The organism is Chitinophaga rhizosphaerae (assembly GCF_003958645.1).
GTDB classification, from domain to species: domain Bacteria; phylum Bacteroidota; class Bacteroidia; order Chitinophagales; family Chitinophagaceae; genus Chitinophaga; species Chitinophaga rhizosphaerae.
In genome coordinates, this window is the sequence record NZ_RXLO01000004.1 from 370,062 (window position 1) to 389,783 (window position 19,722).

Annotated in this window: 11 protein-coding genes; 2 read left to right on the plus strand and 9 right to left on the minus strand. The window is 56.5% G+C overall.

Annotation, left to right across the window (positions count from 1 at the left end; genetic code table 11):
* Window positions 1-17 precede the first annotated feature (17 nt).
* A complete protein-coding gene (locus EJ361_RS12060) occupies window positions 18-3,554 on the minus strand; it encodes a TonB-dependent receptor (protein WP_205686996.1) in 3,537 nt (1,178 codons plus the stop codon).
* A 275-nt stretch (window positions 3,555-3,829) separates the two neighbouring features.
* Window positions 3,830-4,834, minus strand: coding sequence for a FecR family protein (locus tag EJ361_RS12065; RefSeq protein ID WP_126245870.1), 1,005 nt, complete (start codon window positions 4,832-4,834; stop codon window positions 3,830-3,832).
* A gap of 184 nt (window positions 4,835-5,018) precedes the next feature.
* On the opposite strand from EJ361_RS12065, the gene EJ361_RS12070 reads away from it, so the two are divergent.
* A complete protein-coding gene (locus EJ361_RS12070) occupies window positions 5,019-5,570 on the plus strand; it encodes an RNA polymerase sigma-70 factor (protein WP_164714200.1) in 552 nt (183 codons plus the stop codon).
* Here the strand turns inward: EJ361_RS12070 and EJ361_RS12075 are convergent.
* Window positions 5,533-7,386, minus strand: coding sequence for a glycoside hydrolase family 9 protein (locus EJ361_RS12075; RefSeq protein WP_126245872.1), 1,854 nt, complete (start codon window positions 7,384-7,386; stop codon window positions 5,533-5,535). The two genes, EJ361_RS12070 and EJ361_RS12075, sit on opposite strands and share 38 nt — an antisense overlap.
* A gap of 50 nt (window positions 7,387-7,436) precedes the next feature.
* Complete coding sequence (locus EJ361_RS12080; protein ID WP_126245873.1) at window positions 7,437-8,171, minus strand: murein L,D-transpeptidase catalytic domain family protein; 735 nt, start codon at window positions 8,169-8,171, stop codon at window positions 7,437-7,439.
* A gap of 460 nt (window positions 8,172-8,631) precedes the next feature.
* On the opposite strand from EJ361_RS12080, the gene EJ361_RS12085 reads away from it, so the two are divergent.
* Complete coding sequence (locus EJ361_RS12085) at window positions 8,632-9,051, plus strand: LytR/AlgR family response regulator transcription factor (RefSeq protein ID WP_126245874.1); 420 nt, start codon at window positions 8,632-8,634, stop codon at window positions 9,049-9,051.
* A gap of 18 nt (window positions 9,052-9,069) precedes the next feature.
* On the opposite strand, the gene EJ361_RS12090 is transcribed toward EJ361_RS12085, so the two are convergent.
* The 5 genes from EJ361_RS12090 to EJ361_RS12110 all read right to left on the minus strand — a co-directional run bounded on the left by EJ361_RS12090 (window position 9,070) and on the right by EJ361_RS12110 (window position 19,561).
* The gene (locus EJ361_RS12090; protein ID WP_126245875.1) at window positions 9,070-10,476 is read right to left on the minus strand and encodes a S41 family peptidase; all 1,407 of its coding nucleotides are present in this window, start codon (window positions 10,474-10,476) and stop codon (window positions 9,070-9,072) included.
* 20 nt (window positions 10,477-10,496) lie between these two features.
* Window positions 10,497-11,669 carry an AraC family transcriptional regulator gene (locus tag EJ361_RS12095; protein ID WP_126245876.1) on the minus strand — a complete coding sequence of 391 codons (1,173 nt, stop codon included), beginning with the start codon at window positions 11,667-11,669 and terminating at the stop codon, window positions 10,497-10,499.
* An 829-nt stretch (window positions 11,670-12,498) separates the two neighbouring features.
* Window positions 12,499-14,940, minus strand: a complete 2,442-nt coding sequence (locus EJ361_RS12100) for a glycoside hydrolase family 31 protein (protein ID WP_126245877.1) — start codon at window positions 14,938-14,940, stop codon at window positions 12,499-12,501.
* 88 nt (window positions 14,941-15,028) lie between these two features.
* Window positions 15,029-16,579 (minus strand): RagB/SusD family nutrient uptake outer membrane protein, encoded by a 1,551-nt coding sequence (locus EJ361_RS12105; protein ID WP_126245878.1) that lies wholly within the window; start codon window positions 16,577-16,579, stop codon window positions 15,029-15,031.
* A gap of 30 nt (window positions 16,580-16,609) precedes the next feature.
* Window positions 16,610-19,561, minus strand: a complete 2,952-nt coding sequence (locus EJ361_RS12110) for a SusC/RagA family TonB-linked outer membrane protein (protein ID WP_126245879.1) — start codon at window positions 19,559-19,561, stop codon at window positions 16,610-16,612.
* Window positions 19,562-19,722: the final 161 nt, after the last annotated feature.

Below are 19,722 nucleotides of genomic sequence, written 5' to 3' on the forward strand. Positions count from 1 at the left end.
CTGTCAGTTTAAATCGATTAGAAAGTGATCTGCAGGCCTACGGAATATTCGGCGCGGTAAGGGTACACGCGGCCGAAGGAGTTCCGGTCAGATTGTTCGGGCAGGTAGTCAATTTCGGGATCGATGGGAACGTCGAGCTTATCGAACGTCACCAGGTTTTCGCCGGCCACATAAATGCGGGCGGTTTTGATTTTGGCGCGGCTGATGAGGTGCTGCGGCAGGGTGTACCCGAGCGTCAGGTTTTTAAGGCGCAGGTACGACATGTTCAGCATATACTTCGTTTGGCGGTAGAAGTTCTTCGAGCTTTCCAGTTGTTCGTGGTTGGTGGGGCGGGGATAGAAAGCGTTGGGATTGGAAGGCGTCCAGTAATCGAGCTGGTGCGCGTACCATGCTTCGGCTTCGCGGAACCCGGGGATCACTACTGGCCCGGAAGCCCAGTAATCCCTTTTGCCTACGCCCTGGAAGAAAACGCCGAGATCGATGCCTTTCCAGTCGCCCCCGGCCCGGAAGCTATACTGGTAGCGGGGTGTGGAGTTCCCGATGATGCGGAGGTCTCCGTGGTCGTCGACGGTTTCTTTCCCGAAGGTCACTTTTCCATCGCCGGTGATATCTTTATACTTGATATCGCCGGGGCCGTAGCGGAACCAGCCGCTGCCGCGGGTGAGCTCCGTCTGGTCGGGAATCCCTTCCTTCGGCACCCAAACCCCGCCGGCCTGTGTAAAGTCGCCTTCCTGGAAAATACGGTCGGTTTCATATCCCCAGATTTCGCCCAGCACGCGGCCTTCGTAGTTTCCATAGATGTTCCTGGTGGCGCTTACGAATTTGGTCAGCGATTCGGTGAAGTCCGTAACGGCAGCCGTCAAGTTGATGCCGACACCACTTTCCGTACGGTGGTTCCAGTCCAGCGCCAGCTCCCATCCTTTCGTGGTCAGTTCCCCGAAATTCAGCACGGGGGCGGATGTGCCGAGCGTAGACGGAACGCCCACGGTTTGGGTGATCATGTCAGACGTAACACGGTTGTACCAGTCGAACGTGACACCGAATTTGTTATCGAAGAACCGGGCGTCTACACCGAAGTCGAGCGTCGTCACTTTTTCCCAGGTCAATGTGGGGGAAACGAGGCCGGGAGACGAGAACGTCAGCATATTATTGCCGCCAACGAGCCATCCGCTGTTCGCGGAATTCATGACGGACAGGAAACGGTATCCGCCGAGGTTCTGGTTGCCCACCTGGCCCCAGGAGCCACGGAGCTTCAGGAACGAAACCACCGGCTTCAGATCGTCCATGAACTTTTCCTCGGTGATCACGTAGCCCACGGAAGCCGAAGGGAAAAACGCCCACTGGTCGTTCACCGGGAACCACGAGGAACCGTTGTAACGGCCGTTCACTTCCAGCAGGTATTTGTTTTTATAATCGTAGTTCACGCGCGCGAAATACCCGTTGGTGGCCCAATGGCTGGCATCGCCGCCCACGAACTGGTCGCCCAGCGCCAGGCTGATCTCCCCGAAATCCGGATCGATGAGCTTTCTCCTTTCGGAACTGTTGAAACCGCTGGTATATTGGTCTACGTCCATCCCCGCGATCACTTTGAAATTATGCGCCTTGTTCAGCGATTTGGTATACGTGGCGAAGGCGCGGCCGGTGTGCAGGGCGTTGTAGCCCGACCTGTCGCGCACCATATCGAATGCGGGGCCCTGGAAATCTTCGGCGTAATTGAGGTTACCGGCGTTCCAGAAGTTGATGCCGCGCAGTTTTCCGCCCACCTGGTGAATCCGGGTATTGGTGGTGGAATACGTATAGTCGACGTCGATCGTTAAACCTTCCATTGGCCGGATCGTGGTACCGATCTGTACCCGGTTGAAATTGGAGCGGGTACGGTCCATCTGGCTTTGCTGCATTTCCATGATAACGCTGCGCATGGGCTGCCCGCCCAATGTACCGTACGGGTAGGTCAGCGGCCAGCGGTAGAGGTAATACCAGGGGCCGTATGTGGCGGCGGAATAACTGAACGGCTGGGTGAGGTTCGATTGGGAGAACATCATTTTCCCACGAACGTCCATCCAGTCCTTCACCGCGGTATTGATGTTGAAAGTAGCGTTGTACCGGTCGAAGCGGTCGTTTTTCACCTTGAGGATACCGGTTTGGTTGAGGTAGCCGAGGCTGAGGTGGTACACCGTTTTATCGCCGCCTCCGGAGAACGACAGGTCATGTTTCTGCTGTAACGATGTTTTTTTCATCCATTTGCCGGCGGCATCCCAGGTGCGGATGGGGTAAAACGCGCCACCGCGGACTTCATAATCCCGGCCGTTGACCATTTCATCGCCCAGGTCTACCCCACTGTATTTTTCTTCCCATTCCCTGATCTTGCGGATGCTTTGGGTATCGTACGTCATGCCCAGCGTGGCGAAAGAGACCAGGTTGGGGTTATTGGTGGTCCGCCGCCTAACGTCCAGCACCATGGCAGCCCAATCGGAGGCTTTTGCCACTTCGGGGAGGTTGAGGGGTTTGGACCAGGAGAAGTTGTTGCTGTAATTGATGGTGGCGGGAGCGCCTTTTTTGCCGCTTTTGGTGGTGATGAGGATAACGCCCCATGCGGCGCGGGGGCCGTAGATGGCGGCAGACGCGGCGTCTTTGAGGACAGACATGTCGGCGATATCCTGCGGGTTTACCATTTGCAGGCTGGTCACTTCCACACCGTCTACCAGGATGAGGGGCTGCGTGCCGCCGCCGTTGAGGGAGCCGGTCATGCCGCGGAGGCGGATGTTGGGGTTTCTGCCGAGGTCGCCGCTGGCGGTGGTGATGGTGAGGCCGGGTACGGCGCCCTGGAGGCCGCGGCCGATGTCGGTGATGGGCCTGGCTTCGAGGGTGCGCTTCACGTCTACCGTGCTTACGGCGCCGGTGAGGTTCGCTTTGCGCTGGGTGCCATATCCCACGATCACCACGTCTTCCAGTTTACGGTGGTCTGCCACCATTACGATGGACAGGGGCGCGGAGCCGGATACGATATGTTCCTGCTGGATGGAGCCTACGGAAGAGAACAGGATCACTTCGCCGCGGGACACTTCCAGGACGAACTGTCCGTTGCCATCGGAATAGACGCCGCGGGTGGTGCCTTTCACCCGGATGGAAACCCCGGGCAACTGCAATCCGGTTTCATCCATGACTTTTCCACGAAGGGGAAAAACGGAGTCTGCCGCTGCAACCGGAGCTGCGTGGGGAACGGGGGATTCCCGGGGCTGCGATACGATCAGGATGGTATTTTCCGCGTAGCGATATACCATGCCCGTGTTCTGCAGCAGGGATTCCAGCGCCGCGCTCACGCTGCGCGTGCCCATGGGCATGAAAACCCGCTGGTGCCGCTGCACTTTCTCGGTGGCGAAGGCCACTCTGAAACCGGAGAGCCTCTCCAGCTGCACCAGCGCCTTTTCCAGCGTGATGTTGGGTGCTTCCATCGTAATTTTCTTTTCATCCAGCGCCTGGCCTTTGAGCGGGGAAGCTACCATCAACTGGAGCCCCAGGATCATGAAGAGCAGGAGAGAGAGACTAAATCTCATAACAAAACGCATTTGCGTGGAATAAACCGCTTTGTACAGTAATGGCAATAGCCGACCATTAGCAAAAACCGCTGATTTTTGCATAACTTGCAATAGTTTAAAATGATGAAGAATCAGCCCCAACAGGCTGTTTACGTTTTAGACCTTCCCCTCCCGACCTGCCACAGTACGGAGGGGTTTTTCGTTAATGGCGCAGGCACGGCTGCCTCGTCATGATCCGATTCATGTGTTTGATTTTGGTTACCGATCTATTTTTCAGCTTTCTGTCTTTTCAGTTACCGGACGATGCTGCTGTCCGCTTCCATACAGCCTTCTCCACTGATGATGATCCCTTTCGCGGAATGGCTATAGGTAGTGTTGCCGACCGTGCATAATACGAACAGCACCTGGTCGAGCGTTTCCGTGCCCTCGAAAGTGGCCCTGATCCTGCAGTTGCGCAACGATTCGCTGGCGAATTCGATTTTTACCTGGTATTGCCCGGCAATCTGCGCTGCGATGTCGCCGAAAGGCACGGAATTGAAATCCATCCCCTGCTTCAACCAGGTCACGTTTTCTTCCGCTTTCACGCGGCGCGTTTCCGCCACGGCGGCCGAGTTTTCATATACGATCTGCTGGTCTTGCTGTAAAATGCCCAGCAGCTTGTTGCTGTCATGTTCTTCGATCTTCACCTTTCCGCTGTTGACCGTCACCGTCACATGCTCCTGGCCGGGGTAGGCCTTGATGGTGAAAGCGGTCCCCAGCACGGTGGTCACCAGTTTGCCCGACCGGATGCGGAAAGGCTTTCCAGGCTGTTCGCGGATGTCGAAATACCCTTCGCCGGTAAGCGTCACTTCCCGCTCGTTACCGTCGAACGAGGCAGGATATAAGAGGGAGCTGCCCTCCCGCAATACCACGGTACTGCTGTCGGGCAGCTGGATGAAACGTTTGCTGTCGGGTTTCGCCGGCGCTTCCGCCAGCACGGGGCCCCGAACGGATGTGCCCGCCGATGGGCGGCTCATCCACAGGAAAGCACCGATCCCCGCCAGCGGGATCACCACTGCCGCCACCTTCCACCAGCTGCGCCAGCCGTTGCCGCCCAAAAGCCGCTCCCGGCGCCGCTGCATGTCCCGAAAATCCTGCATCAATTCGCGCGTCAGCACTTCGTCCGCCTCCCAGCCCGCGTCTGTCGCGTCCGGATGACGAAAACTTTCGTACCATGCCTCCAATGCCTCCAGCTCCTCCGGCGAACAAGTGCCGGCCTCGTATTTTTCCAGTAATTGCCTGATGTCTGTCACGCTCATATGTATGATTTGATGCGTCGGTTACCGTATAGGACAATCAATAATACATCAACCGTTACGCGCGTTAAAAAAATATTTTTTCCGGGGTTTCACTTTGTATTTGCCGCTTATTTTTACTTACATTTAACTTGCGATAAAACAGCCAGAATCTATTCCACACTCTCTTCAACATACCGACACCATATTGCTGGGCCGCTGGAAGAATGGCGACCAGTCTGCGTTTGAGACGCTGTATGAAAGGTATGCCGTCATGTTGCTGAAAAAAGCATATGAAAAAACGGGCGACCGCGAAACCGCGCGGGAATTTGTGCAGGAAGTGTTCCTCGAACTGCTGGAGAGGAAAGACCGGCTCGAAATCCACACCTCTTTCAAAGCTTACATATTCACCGCGCTTCGCAACCGGGTACTGAATTTCATCCACCGCCAATCCATCCACCACAAATACGAGATCTTCCAGGAAACGCGGCCCGCGCCGCCTTCCAACGACGTGGAATCCTATCTTTCCCACAAAGAGCTGAGCCTCCAGTTGTCGGACGCCATCCAGCAACTTCCGGAAAAATGCAGGCAGGTTTTCCTGCTCAGCCGGGGAGAAGAGCTCAGTAACAAAGAGATCGCCGAACGCTCGGGCATTTCCGTCAATACAGTGGAACAACACATGCGCAAGGCTTTGCGCATGCTGAGGAGCGGTCTCCAGCGTACTATTTTGCTGGTCGGGGTGTTGCTTTTTCAGTGGTAAGCCCTTCGTTTTCCTTTAACGCCAACAGGTAAATCAGCACCGCCGTACCATCCATCGTAGGTTCGTTGGTACTGTAGTCGCCGTAATCGTCGTGGTACACCACCAGCGGGCTTTGGAAAGGCGCATACTCGTCCGCCTCCGCGAGCCGGATCCCGATGAGGCTGCCGTAGATCGATCCGTACACCGGCCCGTCCACCAAACCACCGTCTATCGGGTAATTCCCGATATGCGTGAACGCGGAATGCGGGTCCACGGGCGTATCTCCGTGCGCAGGCAACCCGTACACCATACTCGTTCCCCATGGGTTACAACCCAGCAGCCAGTCTACATTCGCCTGCGCCAGTTCCGCGAAACGCTTGTCTGCAGTGAGGTTGCCGTACCAGTAACATTGTATCGCAAAAGCGGCGGTAAGGTTGTTGCTGCACCAGATGAAAGGCACACCGCGGTAGAACGCGTTGTCTTTCGCCTTCGCCCAAACCTTTTCGATCCCGTTCGCATAATACCCGGTCAGTTCGCGCCGGGCCGCGCCGGAACTGCGTTTGGCCAGTTCGTAATGGCCGGGGTTGATGAAAGGGTACCATTGATAGTGGCTCGCCGTATCCTTTCCGAGCCAGGGCGTTACGGGCTCCTGCGCCGCATACGCCCGTCCTTCCCGGAAAAATTTCGCATCGCGGGTAACGCCGTACAGCTCCGCGGCGGCCAGTTCCATATCGTCTGTCCAATTATCTTCTGCGTAAATGTAGGGAGACATGACCGAAGCCGTCTGTTGTACACCCGGCTTCTCCAGGCCCAGCTTGTAGGCGCTGTGCGCCCTTTGCAACAGGCGCTCCGCATAGGCCGCGTCTTTCCTTTGCAGGAGCGAATGCCCCAGTGCAAAGGCACTCGCGAATTTGCCCGCGGTAGACGCCACGCCGGTACTGTGGTTCATCTTTTTGTATTTCACGCCCTGCACCTGCGGCTCGCCGGAACAGAAGTACACCGGCCGCTCGAAACCACGCCCGTAAAAGGTATCCAGCTTCGGCAGCCGCATCCCGCGGTGATCGCGGTCGTCGGCGATCTGGTTGAAAAGCCAGTCGCTTTGCGGATGCATTTTCAGCAACCAGTCGAGCCCCCAACGCGCCTCGTCGAGCACATCGGGCGCGCCGTTGGCGCCGGGAAGCCCCGTGGCGGCGTGATCATCGCCGAAAACCCCGGGAAAGTCGCGCCAGGCGGCCAGCAGATGATACACTGTATTGGCGGAAGTGGTGGAATACTGGAGGTAATCGCTGGCATCATGCCAGCCGCCGATGGCGTTGATCCGCGTACTGTCGGGCATGGGGCCATATAGTGTGTAGCCGTCTTCGGTATGACAGGAATCTTTGAGGAAAGGGTTGAACCCGCAGCGTTGCTGGCGGAGGTAGCGCAGGCAGAAATCGGCTGCGCCTTTATAGACGTCGGGCCCGATGCGGAAGTTGGGGGACCTGGCGGAAGGGGTTTCGATGTAATACGTTCCCGGTGTGCGGAAGGCGGAAAAGTGCAGGCGGTACGATTGGCCGAAAGGGCCGTACGCGCCGAATGCCCTGCCGGCCCGGGCGGTAAAAACGGCTCTCCCGCTGGAGGCATCTATCAACCGGAAGGCATCGACCGTCATCCCATCCGGCCCGCCCCACACAGCCACTTTCACGCCGCCGGGCAGGTATCCCACCTGGTTGATCCGCACCACGGGCGGCACGGTACGCAAAGAAAAAGCGGATGGCGCCGGGATGTCTCCGCTGCGCGATCCGCTCGCTATAAATACTTGTGGAATAATCAAGAGAGAAAGAAATATCTGCTTCATAACACCGGCGGTATTTGTCTCAATATAGACAATCCTGCCGGCTTCCGCCGTTACGCCGCAGGCTGCAATACGCGGCTGGAAGCCAGGTATTTGCGGTCTGGACTGTAAATGAACAGACAGGTTCCGTTCCGGATGCTGCCGATGATCTTTTTATGCACATTCACCGGCACCGCGGGGCAACCGAGGCTTCTGCCGATGTAGCCCTGCGCTTTCCCCAGTTTGTCGTTCACATAATCGGCCGCGTGCATCACGATCCCGCGTTCCATCGCCTTATCGTTGATGCCCAGTTCCGTCCCTTCCAGCCGCAGCGAATAACCGTGCTGGCCCTGGTAAGTATCGCGCGTTACGTAGAAACCCAGGCTGCTCTTGTAACTCTCCGGACGGTTGGAAAATGAAGTGGCCATGGCTTTACCGGAATTCCGGCCGTGAGACACGAGCGTATTGAACAACACTTTCCCTTCCTCCAGGTCGATCACGAACAATCGCTTGCTGGTAGACGGTAAACTGAAATCGATGATGGAAATGATATTGTCTTTCTGGACCTTCCCTTCCGAAACGAGTTTGCGATAACCCGTCATCGCCCGCTCAAACGCCTGGCGCGACAACCCCGCGGTTTCAAGTCCCAATGAATCGTACATCTTGGCCGCGCTGGCCGCAGCGTGTAATTTGACCGGCTTCACCACCCCCCCGTTCTTTTTTCCTATGGAAGAAACATTCAAAGTCAGTAGGGAAGTAAGGACTACAAATGGAAGTATGAATATCTTTTTGCTTAAACGTTTTTTCATCCGCCTCATAATTAATTTCTTTCACAAATGTTTTGTCAAAAATGGTTTTTCAAAGTCGAATAGTGACAAAGATACGAAATATTCATCATCCGTATTGTTGTTAAGATCATCGGATTGTCGGAAAGTGGTCAAAAATATCGTACTGAAAATCAATTCTTTGTGAATGTCAAAAATTCCGCACATCGCTTACCGGCCAGCTGCGGCAGTCACCGCTCCGGGGGAGCCATCATTATCGCCGTTAGACGAACAGCTGTGTAATACACTGACCCACAGTAGCAGTAAGCTGATTTCTCGCATATAAGCCGGTTTTCGATTGGGTGTGTAAAATGCCCCCTCCGGGTTGCCATTAATGTCGTTTCATCGGAAAATATATGTAAGTAATTACGAAAAATAAGTAGTTAACCGGATACGCGGCGTTTTCAGATCGCTTTACTTTGCCGATAAGAATAATGCGACTCCCATGCTTACTTTACAAACCCCAGTCCCCGACATCCGGGACATCGCGCAAATGCTCGAACAACTGTTGAAAAAACAGGCCTACAAGGAACGCTTCGCCATCAAACGTGGTCAAACCATCATTTCCGTACCGGTGCAGGACATCGCGTATTTCTTTTCCCGCGACAAGATCAGCTATATTAAAACGCACGACGGGAAGGAATATTATTTGTCGATGTCGTTGGGCGAGATTGAAAAGTGCGTATCCCCCGACATGTTTTTCCGCGCCACGCGCCAGCTCATCGTCAGCTACCCCGCCATTTCGCGGATCAATGTGTGGTGGAACGGCAAGCTGAAGCTGGACATCCGGCCGGAGCACCCTGCTGCGGAGATCATCATCAGCCGCGAGAAAGTGGCCGGTTTCAAGGCCTGGCTCGGCGAGTAGCGCGGAAATCCGCATCGGCTAATCGGCATGCAGCAATTTCAGGGCCTCCTGTAATACGACATCCCGCCCTTCCAGCACATCGCGTACCGTGGGCAGCACGGTTACATCGGCAGGAACGCCGCCGGGCCCCGCTTCCGCGGCGTGCATGTAATATCCCAGCAGCGGCACGGCCAGCGTGAGTTTGGAATGCGGAAGCGTAACGATCGCGAAACCTCCGCTGGTATTACCGGTGCGGCCGCCACCGCTCTCTTCGCCGATGGTTTTTATACCCATCGCGCGCGCCGCGGCCGCAAATTCTCCGCTCACGGAAAAGCTGCTTCCGTTCTGCAGGATGCACACCTTCCCGTTAAAGACGTTTTCCGCCGCAGGGGGCTTTTCGCCCAGGCCTTCGCTGGCGGTAAAAAGATATTCGTCGCCCACTTTCTGAATGAACTTTTTCAGGTACTCCATTTCCGGGGGGAACGTGGCGTATTGCGCAAAGGAATACGGCCCGATGCCGGCCACCGTCAGCTTTTGATAATAACGGAACGGCCGCTTGGCGAGGTACGACAGCAATTGCACGCCCAACCGGTCAGTGCCGCCTTCATTGTTCCGCAGGTCCACTATGAGCCGGTCTGCGCCTTTGGATCTGATTTCCGCGAATGCGGCCGGCATGCCCCCCGGCATTTCATGGAACCCGCTGATGCGGAGGAGCGCCGTTTTCTCTTCGGGCCAGCTGAGGCGGAAAGCGGGCGTGTCGGGCGCGGGGAGCGGCGGCAGCTGCGCGACGGTGATCCCTCCCAGCTTGCGCGTCACGCGTTTGCCCATCACTTCCTTGTACTGTATTTCGAATTCGCTGCGCGGACCGAAGAACGTGGCATAATATCCGGCGAAGAACTTTTCCAGTTCCCGGAACCTGGCGCTTTGGCTGCCGGCATCCGCCAACACGATGCCTGATAACTTTCTGATGATGGAAGAAAGGGGCTTACCGTTGATTTTCAGGACCTCCGCACCAGCCTCGATCCCGCCGCCCGTCACGAACGCGCGGCCATCGCGGATATACAGCCGGAGGGGGAAAAGCCCGGTTTGATGGAATGCATACCAGTCGTTGGGCCAGTTCTGGCGATGGAGTTTCGTATGTCCGTCTTTAATATTGGCCAGGATCGGGGATAAAAACCTGAAAAACTCCAGTTCCGACATGCTTTTTCGAATACCTGCGGCGCCTTTGGCAAGGAGGGCGTCCATTTCGGCGCGGGAGGTGTAGCGATAGAGGCCGGCGTGGGCTTCGCGGAGGGCGCTGCAGAAAACCTGGTAATCTTCCGCCAGTTGAACGGGGGAGAACACGGGCGCTGGGGTAACTTTTTCGAGGCTGTCCGGCAGTGCAGGGAGCGCCCGGGCAACGGTGGCCGCCATGACGCCGGCGGCAAGCATCCAAATTCTACGCATTTTCTTTTTTTTGAGTAAAACTAGCTACCACGGCGCGTTCCGTCGACCGCGCCCATCGGCTCGTACCTCATTTCCATCCACTCTTTTTGCCAGGCGGAAGGCGTGGTACCCGTCATCTTCCGGAAAGCGGCATTGAAGGTGGCTTTGTTCTGGAACCCGCATTCCATCGCGATGCCCAGGATGCTGAGGTGGTGATTTCGCGGGTCGGCCAGCATACGCTTCACCGCCTCCACCCGGTAGCCGTTCACGAAATCGAAATAGCTGCCGCCGGAATGTGCGTTGATGACCTGTGAAAGATGGTGCCGCTTCACGCCGAGCAAATCCGCCAGCGCCGTATGTGTTAAGTCCGGATCGAGGTACGGACGGTTTTCTTTCATGAACAGGCGAAGGTGCTCGAACAGCAACACAGGTTCGGCGAGGCCGGATTTGCGGTATTTCTTCGCCTCCGATTTTTCTTCTTCCGTAAACAGTTCGGGCACGTGCTGGCATTTCCAGGTGAGCCAGTACACCAACGCCACGATGGCGGCATAATTATAATGGTAGAAATGCGTGATGCCGGGCAGACCCCACTTCCGGCCGAAGAACCCCAGCGCAGAGATCCCCAATATCACCAGCAGGCTCGTCAGGAACAGGTGCAGCCAGCGGAGCCATAGGGCTTGCCGGGACGGAACGGCTGCCGGCAATTCACGTTTCCAGCGCATCAACCGGAAATATGCCGCCAGCAAGTAAATGGCAATCATCATCAGGTTTACCTGGTTCATCCACCCAAAATCCAGCTTCGACAATCCGTCAAAATCCATCAATAGTCTCCTTTTCGCATCCGCCGATTGAAAAAACCAGGGACTGAGCACACCAAATGCGATAACGAAAGGAATGCCGTGTAACGCATCGCGCAGATAAAACCGCGGCCCGTCGCCGGTCATTTTACGGGTGAGCAGGTACACCAGCGGGCCGAAAAGACTGAGGTTCAGCCACGACACCCGGCTCAGGTGCGGAAAGGCGAGGAAGAAATTACGATGATCGAACGCGTTGAGGAGCGCCTGGAAAGACACCAGCAGCATGAGCGCCAGCAGCAGCAGGAAAGGTGCGGAGCGCCGCCGGCGAACGAGGAGAAGCGCCGCGGCCACGGCGGTATTGATCCATCCAGCTACTACGAAGTACCGGAAAAGCAGGGAAGCATCTACGTTTTGCATGGGGTTTCTCGGTAAAAATGATCAAATGAATTCGTCCTAAAGACGCGCATGGATGCGGGAAGTTGCACGCTGTACGGGGAATTTTGAAAACAAACCGGTGCAGGATTATTAAAATCGCGGAATTCTTTTCATCTTTGCATCAGCAAATTAAAAACGCATATCATGTACCGCAATTTTCAACATATAATTCTTCAGGCGTCAGCGTATCGCGCGGCGGCGGGGGAACCTATTGCGGAGCAGGTAATGCTTGGATAACACGATAAAACGAGTCCAATATAACTAAGGCCCCGCAAGCAATTGCGGGGCTTTTTCAATTTACGGCCAATGCTATACATAAGGATTAGACCTACACAAAGAAACACTGGGGGCGAGTCTTCGCCCGCACGACACACGTAGCCAGGCAACCGGGAAAAGGCGGTTGCCCGGAACTCCGGCCCGGTCGTGCAGCATGCGCGGCCGGGCTTTTTTTATGGTGCCTGTAGTTTAGTGGCAGAACCGATTTATCCCTATGCCTTGTGAATGGGCATTCATCCGGTTAACCCCGAATTTTTTCGCCCGAAAGCGGCCTTCATCCGGTTGACCCATTTTTTAGATTCGCCAGTCGTCTAGCGGCAGGACGTCCTGTGAAGCATCGCCGATGCGATCCGGCCTTCATCCGGTTAGCCCAATGCGCAACGCGCCGATCCCGGCCAGCGCCCTGTTAGCCCTGTACCTCAGCCGGTACCCGGTGCGCCTGCGCACACGGGGCCGCTGTGTTTTCAGCCGGCCGCAAACAAACCGGCCCGGCATAAAATACCAGGCCGTTTGCTTTCCTTACTTGAGGAATCGCTTATTCCACGTTTACAGTTATGGACTGATTATCGTTCGGCAGCGTCAGCGTTTTCACTTCACATTTCACTACCGGGTTGGCAACGCCCTGCGGGTCGAAGCGCGACACCGGCTGCACCGCCACCCATTCCCCCACGGTCAATCTCCGTTCCGTGCCATTCACTTTCGCCGCGTTATTCCCAAACCCGTGCAACACCAGCTGCACCTGCCGGAAGTGGGACGGGGCGCCGCTTTGCGTTGGCTCCAGCACCAGGTTCCCATCCGCCGGCTCATACCTAATCACCCGCCGGAAGCTCGCGCCTTTTTGATACGCGAACGTTTCGCCATCGTCTTCATAATATTCGAACCGGTTGCTGCGCGCACCTTTGTAAACATGCAGGAACAGCGTGTCTGCGGGCTTTTCAGCCGTCGATTGTACGAGCGACTGCATGGGGATGATGCTGCTTTCGCGGATGTACACGGGCAGGGTGTGCATGCCCAGCGTCAACATTTTTTCGCCGGAAGCTTCTTTCGCGTCGTTGTACAAATTGTACCAGGTTTCGCCGGGAAGGTACACCGGCGCGTAGGTTTGCTTGCTGTCGAATGGTGCTACCAAAATACCATCGCCGAGGAGGAACTGGTTCTGGAATCGGGGATCGTAGACGAGGGGGTCGTGCGTGTAACCGATAGCGAGGGTGCGCATGAGCGGCATGCCGGTAGCGCTGGCTTCGTGGAAGCCGGAATAGAGGTACGGCAGGAGGCGGTAGCGCAGGTTGATGTAGTTCCGCGCGATTTCCAGGACTTCTTCGCCGAAAGCCCAGGGCTCGGCGGATTTCGTATTGATGCCGGTGTGACTGCGGCAATACGGTAAAAACGCGCCCAACTGGATCCAGCGGGCGTACAGGGCGGGAGATCCGTTCCCCGTGAACCCGCCGATGTCCATCCCGGAAAACGCCACGCCGCTCAGGCCCAGACTGTTCATCAGGCGGACGCCCAGCAGCATGTGATCGTCTTCCGCGCGATTGTCGCCGGTCCAAATGGCGGTGTAGCGTTGCAAACCGGCGTAACCGGCGCGGGTAAGGATGAACGGCCGGCGCCCCTGCATGGCCGCGCGTGCGCCTTCGTAGCTCGCGCGCACCATGGTCAATCCGTATACATTATGCGCTTCGCGGTGGGTGGCCGTTCTTCCTTCGAAATCGAACAGCACATTGTCGGGCATGTTCTGCCCCCACGTGGCGATCTCGTTCATATCGTTCCAAAGCCCGTCCACGCCTGCATCAACATAACCTTTCACCTGGTCTTTCCACCAGCTGCGGCCTTTGGCGCCGGTGAAATCGGGGAAGTGGCACCAGCCGGGCCACACCTGGCCGGTGTAATACTGTCCATCGGAATATTTAATGAAAATATCCGCCTTTTTCCCGCTTTCGAATGCGGGATAATTTGCTTCGGTTTTGATGCCGGGATCAACGATCACCGTGGTGCGGAAGCCCATTTTCCGCAGACGGGCGTTCATGCCTGCGGGGTCGGGGAAGCGTTGTTTGTTCCAGGTGAAGAGCTTGTAGGCGTCCATGTAGTGAATATCGAGCGTGATACCGTCTGCCGGTATCTGTTTTTCCCGCATCGTTTGCGCGATCCGCATCACTTCCGCTTCGGGATAATAGCTGTAACGGTTCTGCTGATACCCGAGGCTCCACATCGGCGGCATCGGCATGCGGCCGGTAAGCCAGGTGTAGGCCGAAATAATGCCCGCCACTTCCGGGTGATGGATGAAGTAATAATTCATTTCCCCGCTGTTGGCGGAAAACGATGCGAATCGGTTGTTGCTGGCGCCGAAGTTAAAATTCGTCCGGAAGCTGTTATCGAAGAACAGGCCGTAGCTTTTGCCGTGATGGACGCCGATGTAAAACGGGATCGTGGCGTAGATGGGGTCCTGGTTGACGGTGTACCCGAACGCGTCGGTGTTCCAGTTGGTGTAGGCGCTGCCACGGCGGTCGAGGTTGCCGGTTTTTTCGCCCAGCCCCAGGAACCGCTCGCCGTCCTGCATGGTTTTATAGGCCGTCACTTCTTCGCCGATCCACGAGGTGCCGAGCCCCGGTTCGTCGGCCTGCAGCACTTCGCCGCTTTTCGTGAGGAAGGTGACGGAGAAAGGCTGCTTGCCGATGCGCGCCACGAGCGAATCCGTTTCCAGCCTGATCTCGTTTTCGTTCTGGGTGATGACGGGCGCGAAGTTTTTCGGCGTGGCCACTACTGCGTAAGAAAAATCCTTCCCCAATTCCTGCCTGTCCATCCGCACGCGCACCACGTTGTGCGACCAGGCGGTAATTTCCGCTTTGGCATGTGCGGCGGTGATGCGGATGGTTTGGCCGCTGATGTCCACGCCGGTCACATTCCCGGGTGTCACTACCTGCTGTGCCGCTGTGGTGGCGGTGATGAGAAGGCACAGGCTCAACATTCTACCGATCATATATTGTTGATTTTTTTGCAAAAAGAATCCAGCAGAGAGCGGCGAAGCCGCCCCCTGCCTGGATATTTTCCTGTTCAGTCTTTACGAATTAATATCCCGGATTCTGTTTCAAGTTGGGGTTAACGGCCAGATCGTTTACGGGTATGGGAAACAGGAGATTCCGCGGATCGTCTGTGGGCTTGAGGTGCCAGGGTTGCAGGAATTTCCCGAAGCGGATCAGGTCTTGCCGGCGCCATCCTTCCCAGTACATTTCGCGGCCGCGCTCGTCGAGCAGGTTGGCGAGAGTGAGGGTCGCGAAGGGCGTGGCTCCGCGCTTCAGGCGGAGCTGATTCACCACCAGCAATCCGCCGGCGGCGTTGTTGGAACGCAATTGGGCTTCGGCTTTCATGAGCATCACGTCGCCCAGGCGGAAAAATACCCAGTCGTTGCTCGCGTTGTTACTGTTATGGCCGCCGTCGGTCACCATATCGGGCGGATATTTCACGACGCGGATGCCTTTGATCTCGAGGTCGTTCCCGGATTCGGAGAGTTTCAGGTCGCGGGTAAAGGCGAGATTGTTGCCTTTCCGGTCTTTCAACGCCGTGCCGTTCTTGTCGAACTGCTGGCCGATCAGGAAGCCGACGCGCGTGCCGGTCACGTCCGTCACACCATCATACGCTACACCGCGACGGATATCCGTTGCTTCGAACAGGTCATAAAAAGTGGCCGTGGTAGCGAAACCGTTCCATCCGCTGGGCATCTGGTGGTAGTGCAAAGTGGGCGCCCAGTGGCAGAAAGCCGCGTTGCCGCCGCGGATGGTGCTCAAACCGGGACCGTTCTGCTGGGTAAAAATGTTCTCGGTACCGATCACGTCGTTGTTGTACGCGAGGTTATCGAAGTAATTATTGGCGAGGGAATATCTGCCGGAACCGATCACCTGGTCGGCCAGGGTGATCACCTGTTGCATATCGGCCGCGTCGAACGTCGGGTTGGAGCGGTTAAGGAAAGCGCCCTTGTTGAGGTAGCATTTCATCAGCAGCGTGCGGGCGGCGTCTTTGCTGGCCGTCCAGGCTTTTACCGTGCCCGAGCGCTCGGGCAGGTCGGGGATGATGGCGTTCAGTTCGGCGATGATAAATGCGATGGCTTCCGCCACAGGCTTCACTTTGGGCGGCATGAGCAGGTTCTCGTTCGGTTCGCGGTAGGGCACCTGTCCCCATCCGTCGAGCGTGGCGAACATGCTCAGTGCGCGGATGAACCGGGCTTCGGCGGCCTGCTGTTTGGACGGATTGAAGTTGAGCACATTGGTAGCGGAGAATTGCAGCAGCAGGAGGTTCGTGAACGTGTTCTGGATGGTGCCATGCTCGGGCGTCCAGGTGTGGAGCTTGAGGGAGCGCCAGGCGCCGTTATCGTCCCAGTCTCCGCCGCGGGTGGGCGCCACCGCTTCGTCTGACGGCATTTCCTGCAGGGCCCAGAAGTTAGACTGGTCCTGGAAAGGCAACTGCATATCGTTATAGGCGTTGATGAGCAGCGAATTCACCTTGATCACTTTTTCGGCTTCGGAGCGAACCAGCGTGGAACCGAGTTTTTCATCGAGTTTCGTGCAGGCGCCGAATGCGAGGCCAGACAGGGCGAGGATGGAAAGTTTTTTATGTAGATGCATGATAATCTGGTTTAATAAAGGGAAACGGAATTAGAAGGAAACACCGACGCTGAACATGATATTCCGGGCGGTGGGGTACGGGATGTACTCGATACCGAACGAATTCACGCCGTTCACGCTTTTATCTGTGTTCACTTCCGGGTCGAATCCAGAATATTTGGTGATCACGAAGAGGTTCTGCCCGGTGAGCGCGAGGTTCAGGTTTTTGAAATTCTTGCCGACGTCGCCGAAGGAATAGCTGATGGTGGCGTTGGTGAGTTTCAGGAAGTTGCCGCTTTCGAGGTAGCGGGTAGACGTGGCAATGGGGTTCGAAGTGCTTTCCCCGTTGTTCATCAGGTCTTTCCCGATGTTGCGGGAAGAGAGGTTGTTGATCGCAAGCACCGTGTTGGCCGTGTTGTTGTACAGTTTATGGCCGAAAGCGCCGTTGAAGTTCACGGAGAAGTACCATTTTTTCACGCTAAGGTCTGTGGTGATGCCGAGGAGCGTGCGGGGGTTGGGGTCGCCGCTGTAGAAGCTTTTATCGGCACCGCCTTCGTATTCGCTGATGCCGTCCTTGTTCAGCCCGGTCCATTTCCGCAGGTAGAACACGTTGAGGGGATAGCCGTTGGCGAAACGCTGGATGGTAGCGCCGGATACGCCCTGTCCGCTGATAGCGCCGGTCAGCACATCGGGCCCTTCATAATTCCGCAGTTCGTTTTTCATGAAGGCAGCATTCACGCCCAGGTTCCAGGACAGCTCCTTCCCGCGAACCACTTCACCACGCAAAGCCAGTTCCACACCGCGGTTCAGGATTTCGCCCGGCATGTTGCGCCATACGTTGGCGGCGGGGCCGGGGCCGGTGGCGATGAAGTTGAACAGGAGGTCGGAGGTCCTTTTATGGAAATAGTCCACATTACCGGAAATGCGGTTTTGGAGGATGGAGAAATCGATCCCCGCGTTCAGTTGTGCCGATTTTTCCCATTTCAGGTCGGGGTTGGCCGCGTTGATCTGGCGCGATCCGCCGCCGCCGGTAAGCATGAATTGTTCCTGCGCGGCGCCGGCAGGGAATTCCTGGTTGCCCGTGATCCCCCAGCCCGCGCGGATCGCCAGCTGCTGGATGAACGAATGGCCTTTGAGGAAATCTTCCTGGCTGAGGTTCCACTTCGCCGCAAACGAGGGGAAATAACCGTAACGGTTGTTCTTCCCGAATTTGTTGGACCCGTCTGCCCGCATGGTGGCCGTCAACAGGTATTTATCATACAGATTAGCGGTTACGCGGCCGAAGATCGACTGCAGTTCGGATTTGGGCTGCACCATGGTAGACATGAAGGTGTTGCTCTGATTCGGGTCCTGGAGGATGCTCGTGTACGGAAGCGCGTCTGTACTGAAACCCAGGGCGCCGAGGTCGGTGGTGCGATATTGGAAATCCTGGTATTCATACCCTACAACGGCGCCGAGATGGAAGGCGTCGGTGAGCTGTTTGTTATAGCTGAGGGTGTGGGAAAACAGTTTGGTGAGCAGTTCGGCATTGCCCTGGTAGGCCTGGCCGAGGTCTTTCACGCCGTTGATATTGATCCACGATTGTATTTCCGTGCGGCGGATACCGGCCTGGCGGTTGATCGAAAAGAGGAAGCGGTACTCCAGGTCGTTGGTGATCTTGAAATACGGGGAGATATTGCCCAGCAGGTAACTGATATCGGCCTTATCGTCCCAGGCTTCCGACATGCCCAGCGGGTTTACCGCACCGTTGCTGCCGAGGATGGTGAGGCTGCCGTCGGGTTTGCGGAGGTTGAGCGTGGGGTTCCATTGGAGCGCCTGCCCGATGAGCGAACCGGTAAAGCCGGCGTTGTTGGAAATGGGCGCCATGGTTTCCACGGTTTGCGCGGCCATGAGGGAGAAATCGAGGCCCAGGCGGCGACTTTCCAGGAATTTGAACTGTCCGGTGAGGTTGCCGGTATATTTTTTCAGGCCGGATTTGAGGACGATGCCTTCCTGGTCCATCAACCCGAAAGCCGCGCGATAGCGGGCATTTTCCGATCCGCCGCTGACGGCCACGTTAAAATTATGGGTGAGGCCGGTGCGGAGGATGGCGTTCAGTCCTTCTGCGGAGCCGCCTTCATCTCCCCCTGCGAAATTGTAGTTTTTCAGGGTTTGACGGAACTGGTCGGCATTGAGCACTTCCAGTTTTTTCATGGCGGTGCTGGCGCCGATGGAGTAGTTGAAGTCCAGTTTCGCGGGGCCTTCCTGGCCTTTTTTGGTGGTGATGATGATGACGCCGTTGGAGCCGCGGGAGCCGTAGATGGCGGTGGCGGATGCGTCTTTCAGCACGTCCATGGAGGCGATATCGAAAGAGTTCACGAAGTTGAGCGGGTTGGCGGCGGGAGTTTGGCCGATGCCGTTGGCGTTGATTTCGGGGCGGGCCACGCGGCCGTCGAGCGGAACGCCGTCGATCACGTAGAGCGGCTGGTTGCCGGAGCGGACGGACGATACCCCGCGGATCCTCACGGTGGCGGCGGCGCCTGGGGCGCCGGAGTTGTTAACGATCATGAGGCCGGCCACTTTGCCCTGGATGAGTTGGTCGGGCGAGGCCACGATCCCTTTATTGAAGTCTTTGGCTTTCAGCGAGGTAACGGCGCCGGTGAGGTCTTTTTTGCGGGTGGTGCCGTATCCGACCACCACCACGTCGGTGAGGGTGGAGCTTTCCAGTTTGAGGATCACGGAGATTTCAGACTGGTTGGCGATGCTCACTTCCTGCGGGGCGTATCCGATGAAAGATACCAGCAGTGTTTGGGTTTGGGCGGGCACATTGAGCTTGAAGGCGCCGGTAGGGTCGGAAACGGTCCCGATGGTGGTGCCTTTCGCCTGAACGCCGGCCCCGGGGATGGCGTTCCCTGTTTCGTCGGTAATTTTGCCGGAAACGGGTTTTGTCTGGGCGAAGGCTACCTGGGATAGCAACAGGGTCAGGCAAATCAGCAGCGCGCTAAGCGGTCGCATTTTGATCATAACGTAGTGTTTAAAGAATTACTGAGATGGTTTTTTGCGGAGTGGAACTAAACGTGAAATCCAATTTTGGTTGAACGATTCAAAGTAAACGGGTTCACGAATCGTGGCAAACTATTATCGCCCGAGTATAGAAATTAAAGGCCAAAATCGCCTTCCACTGC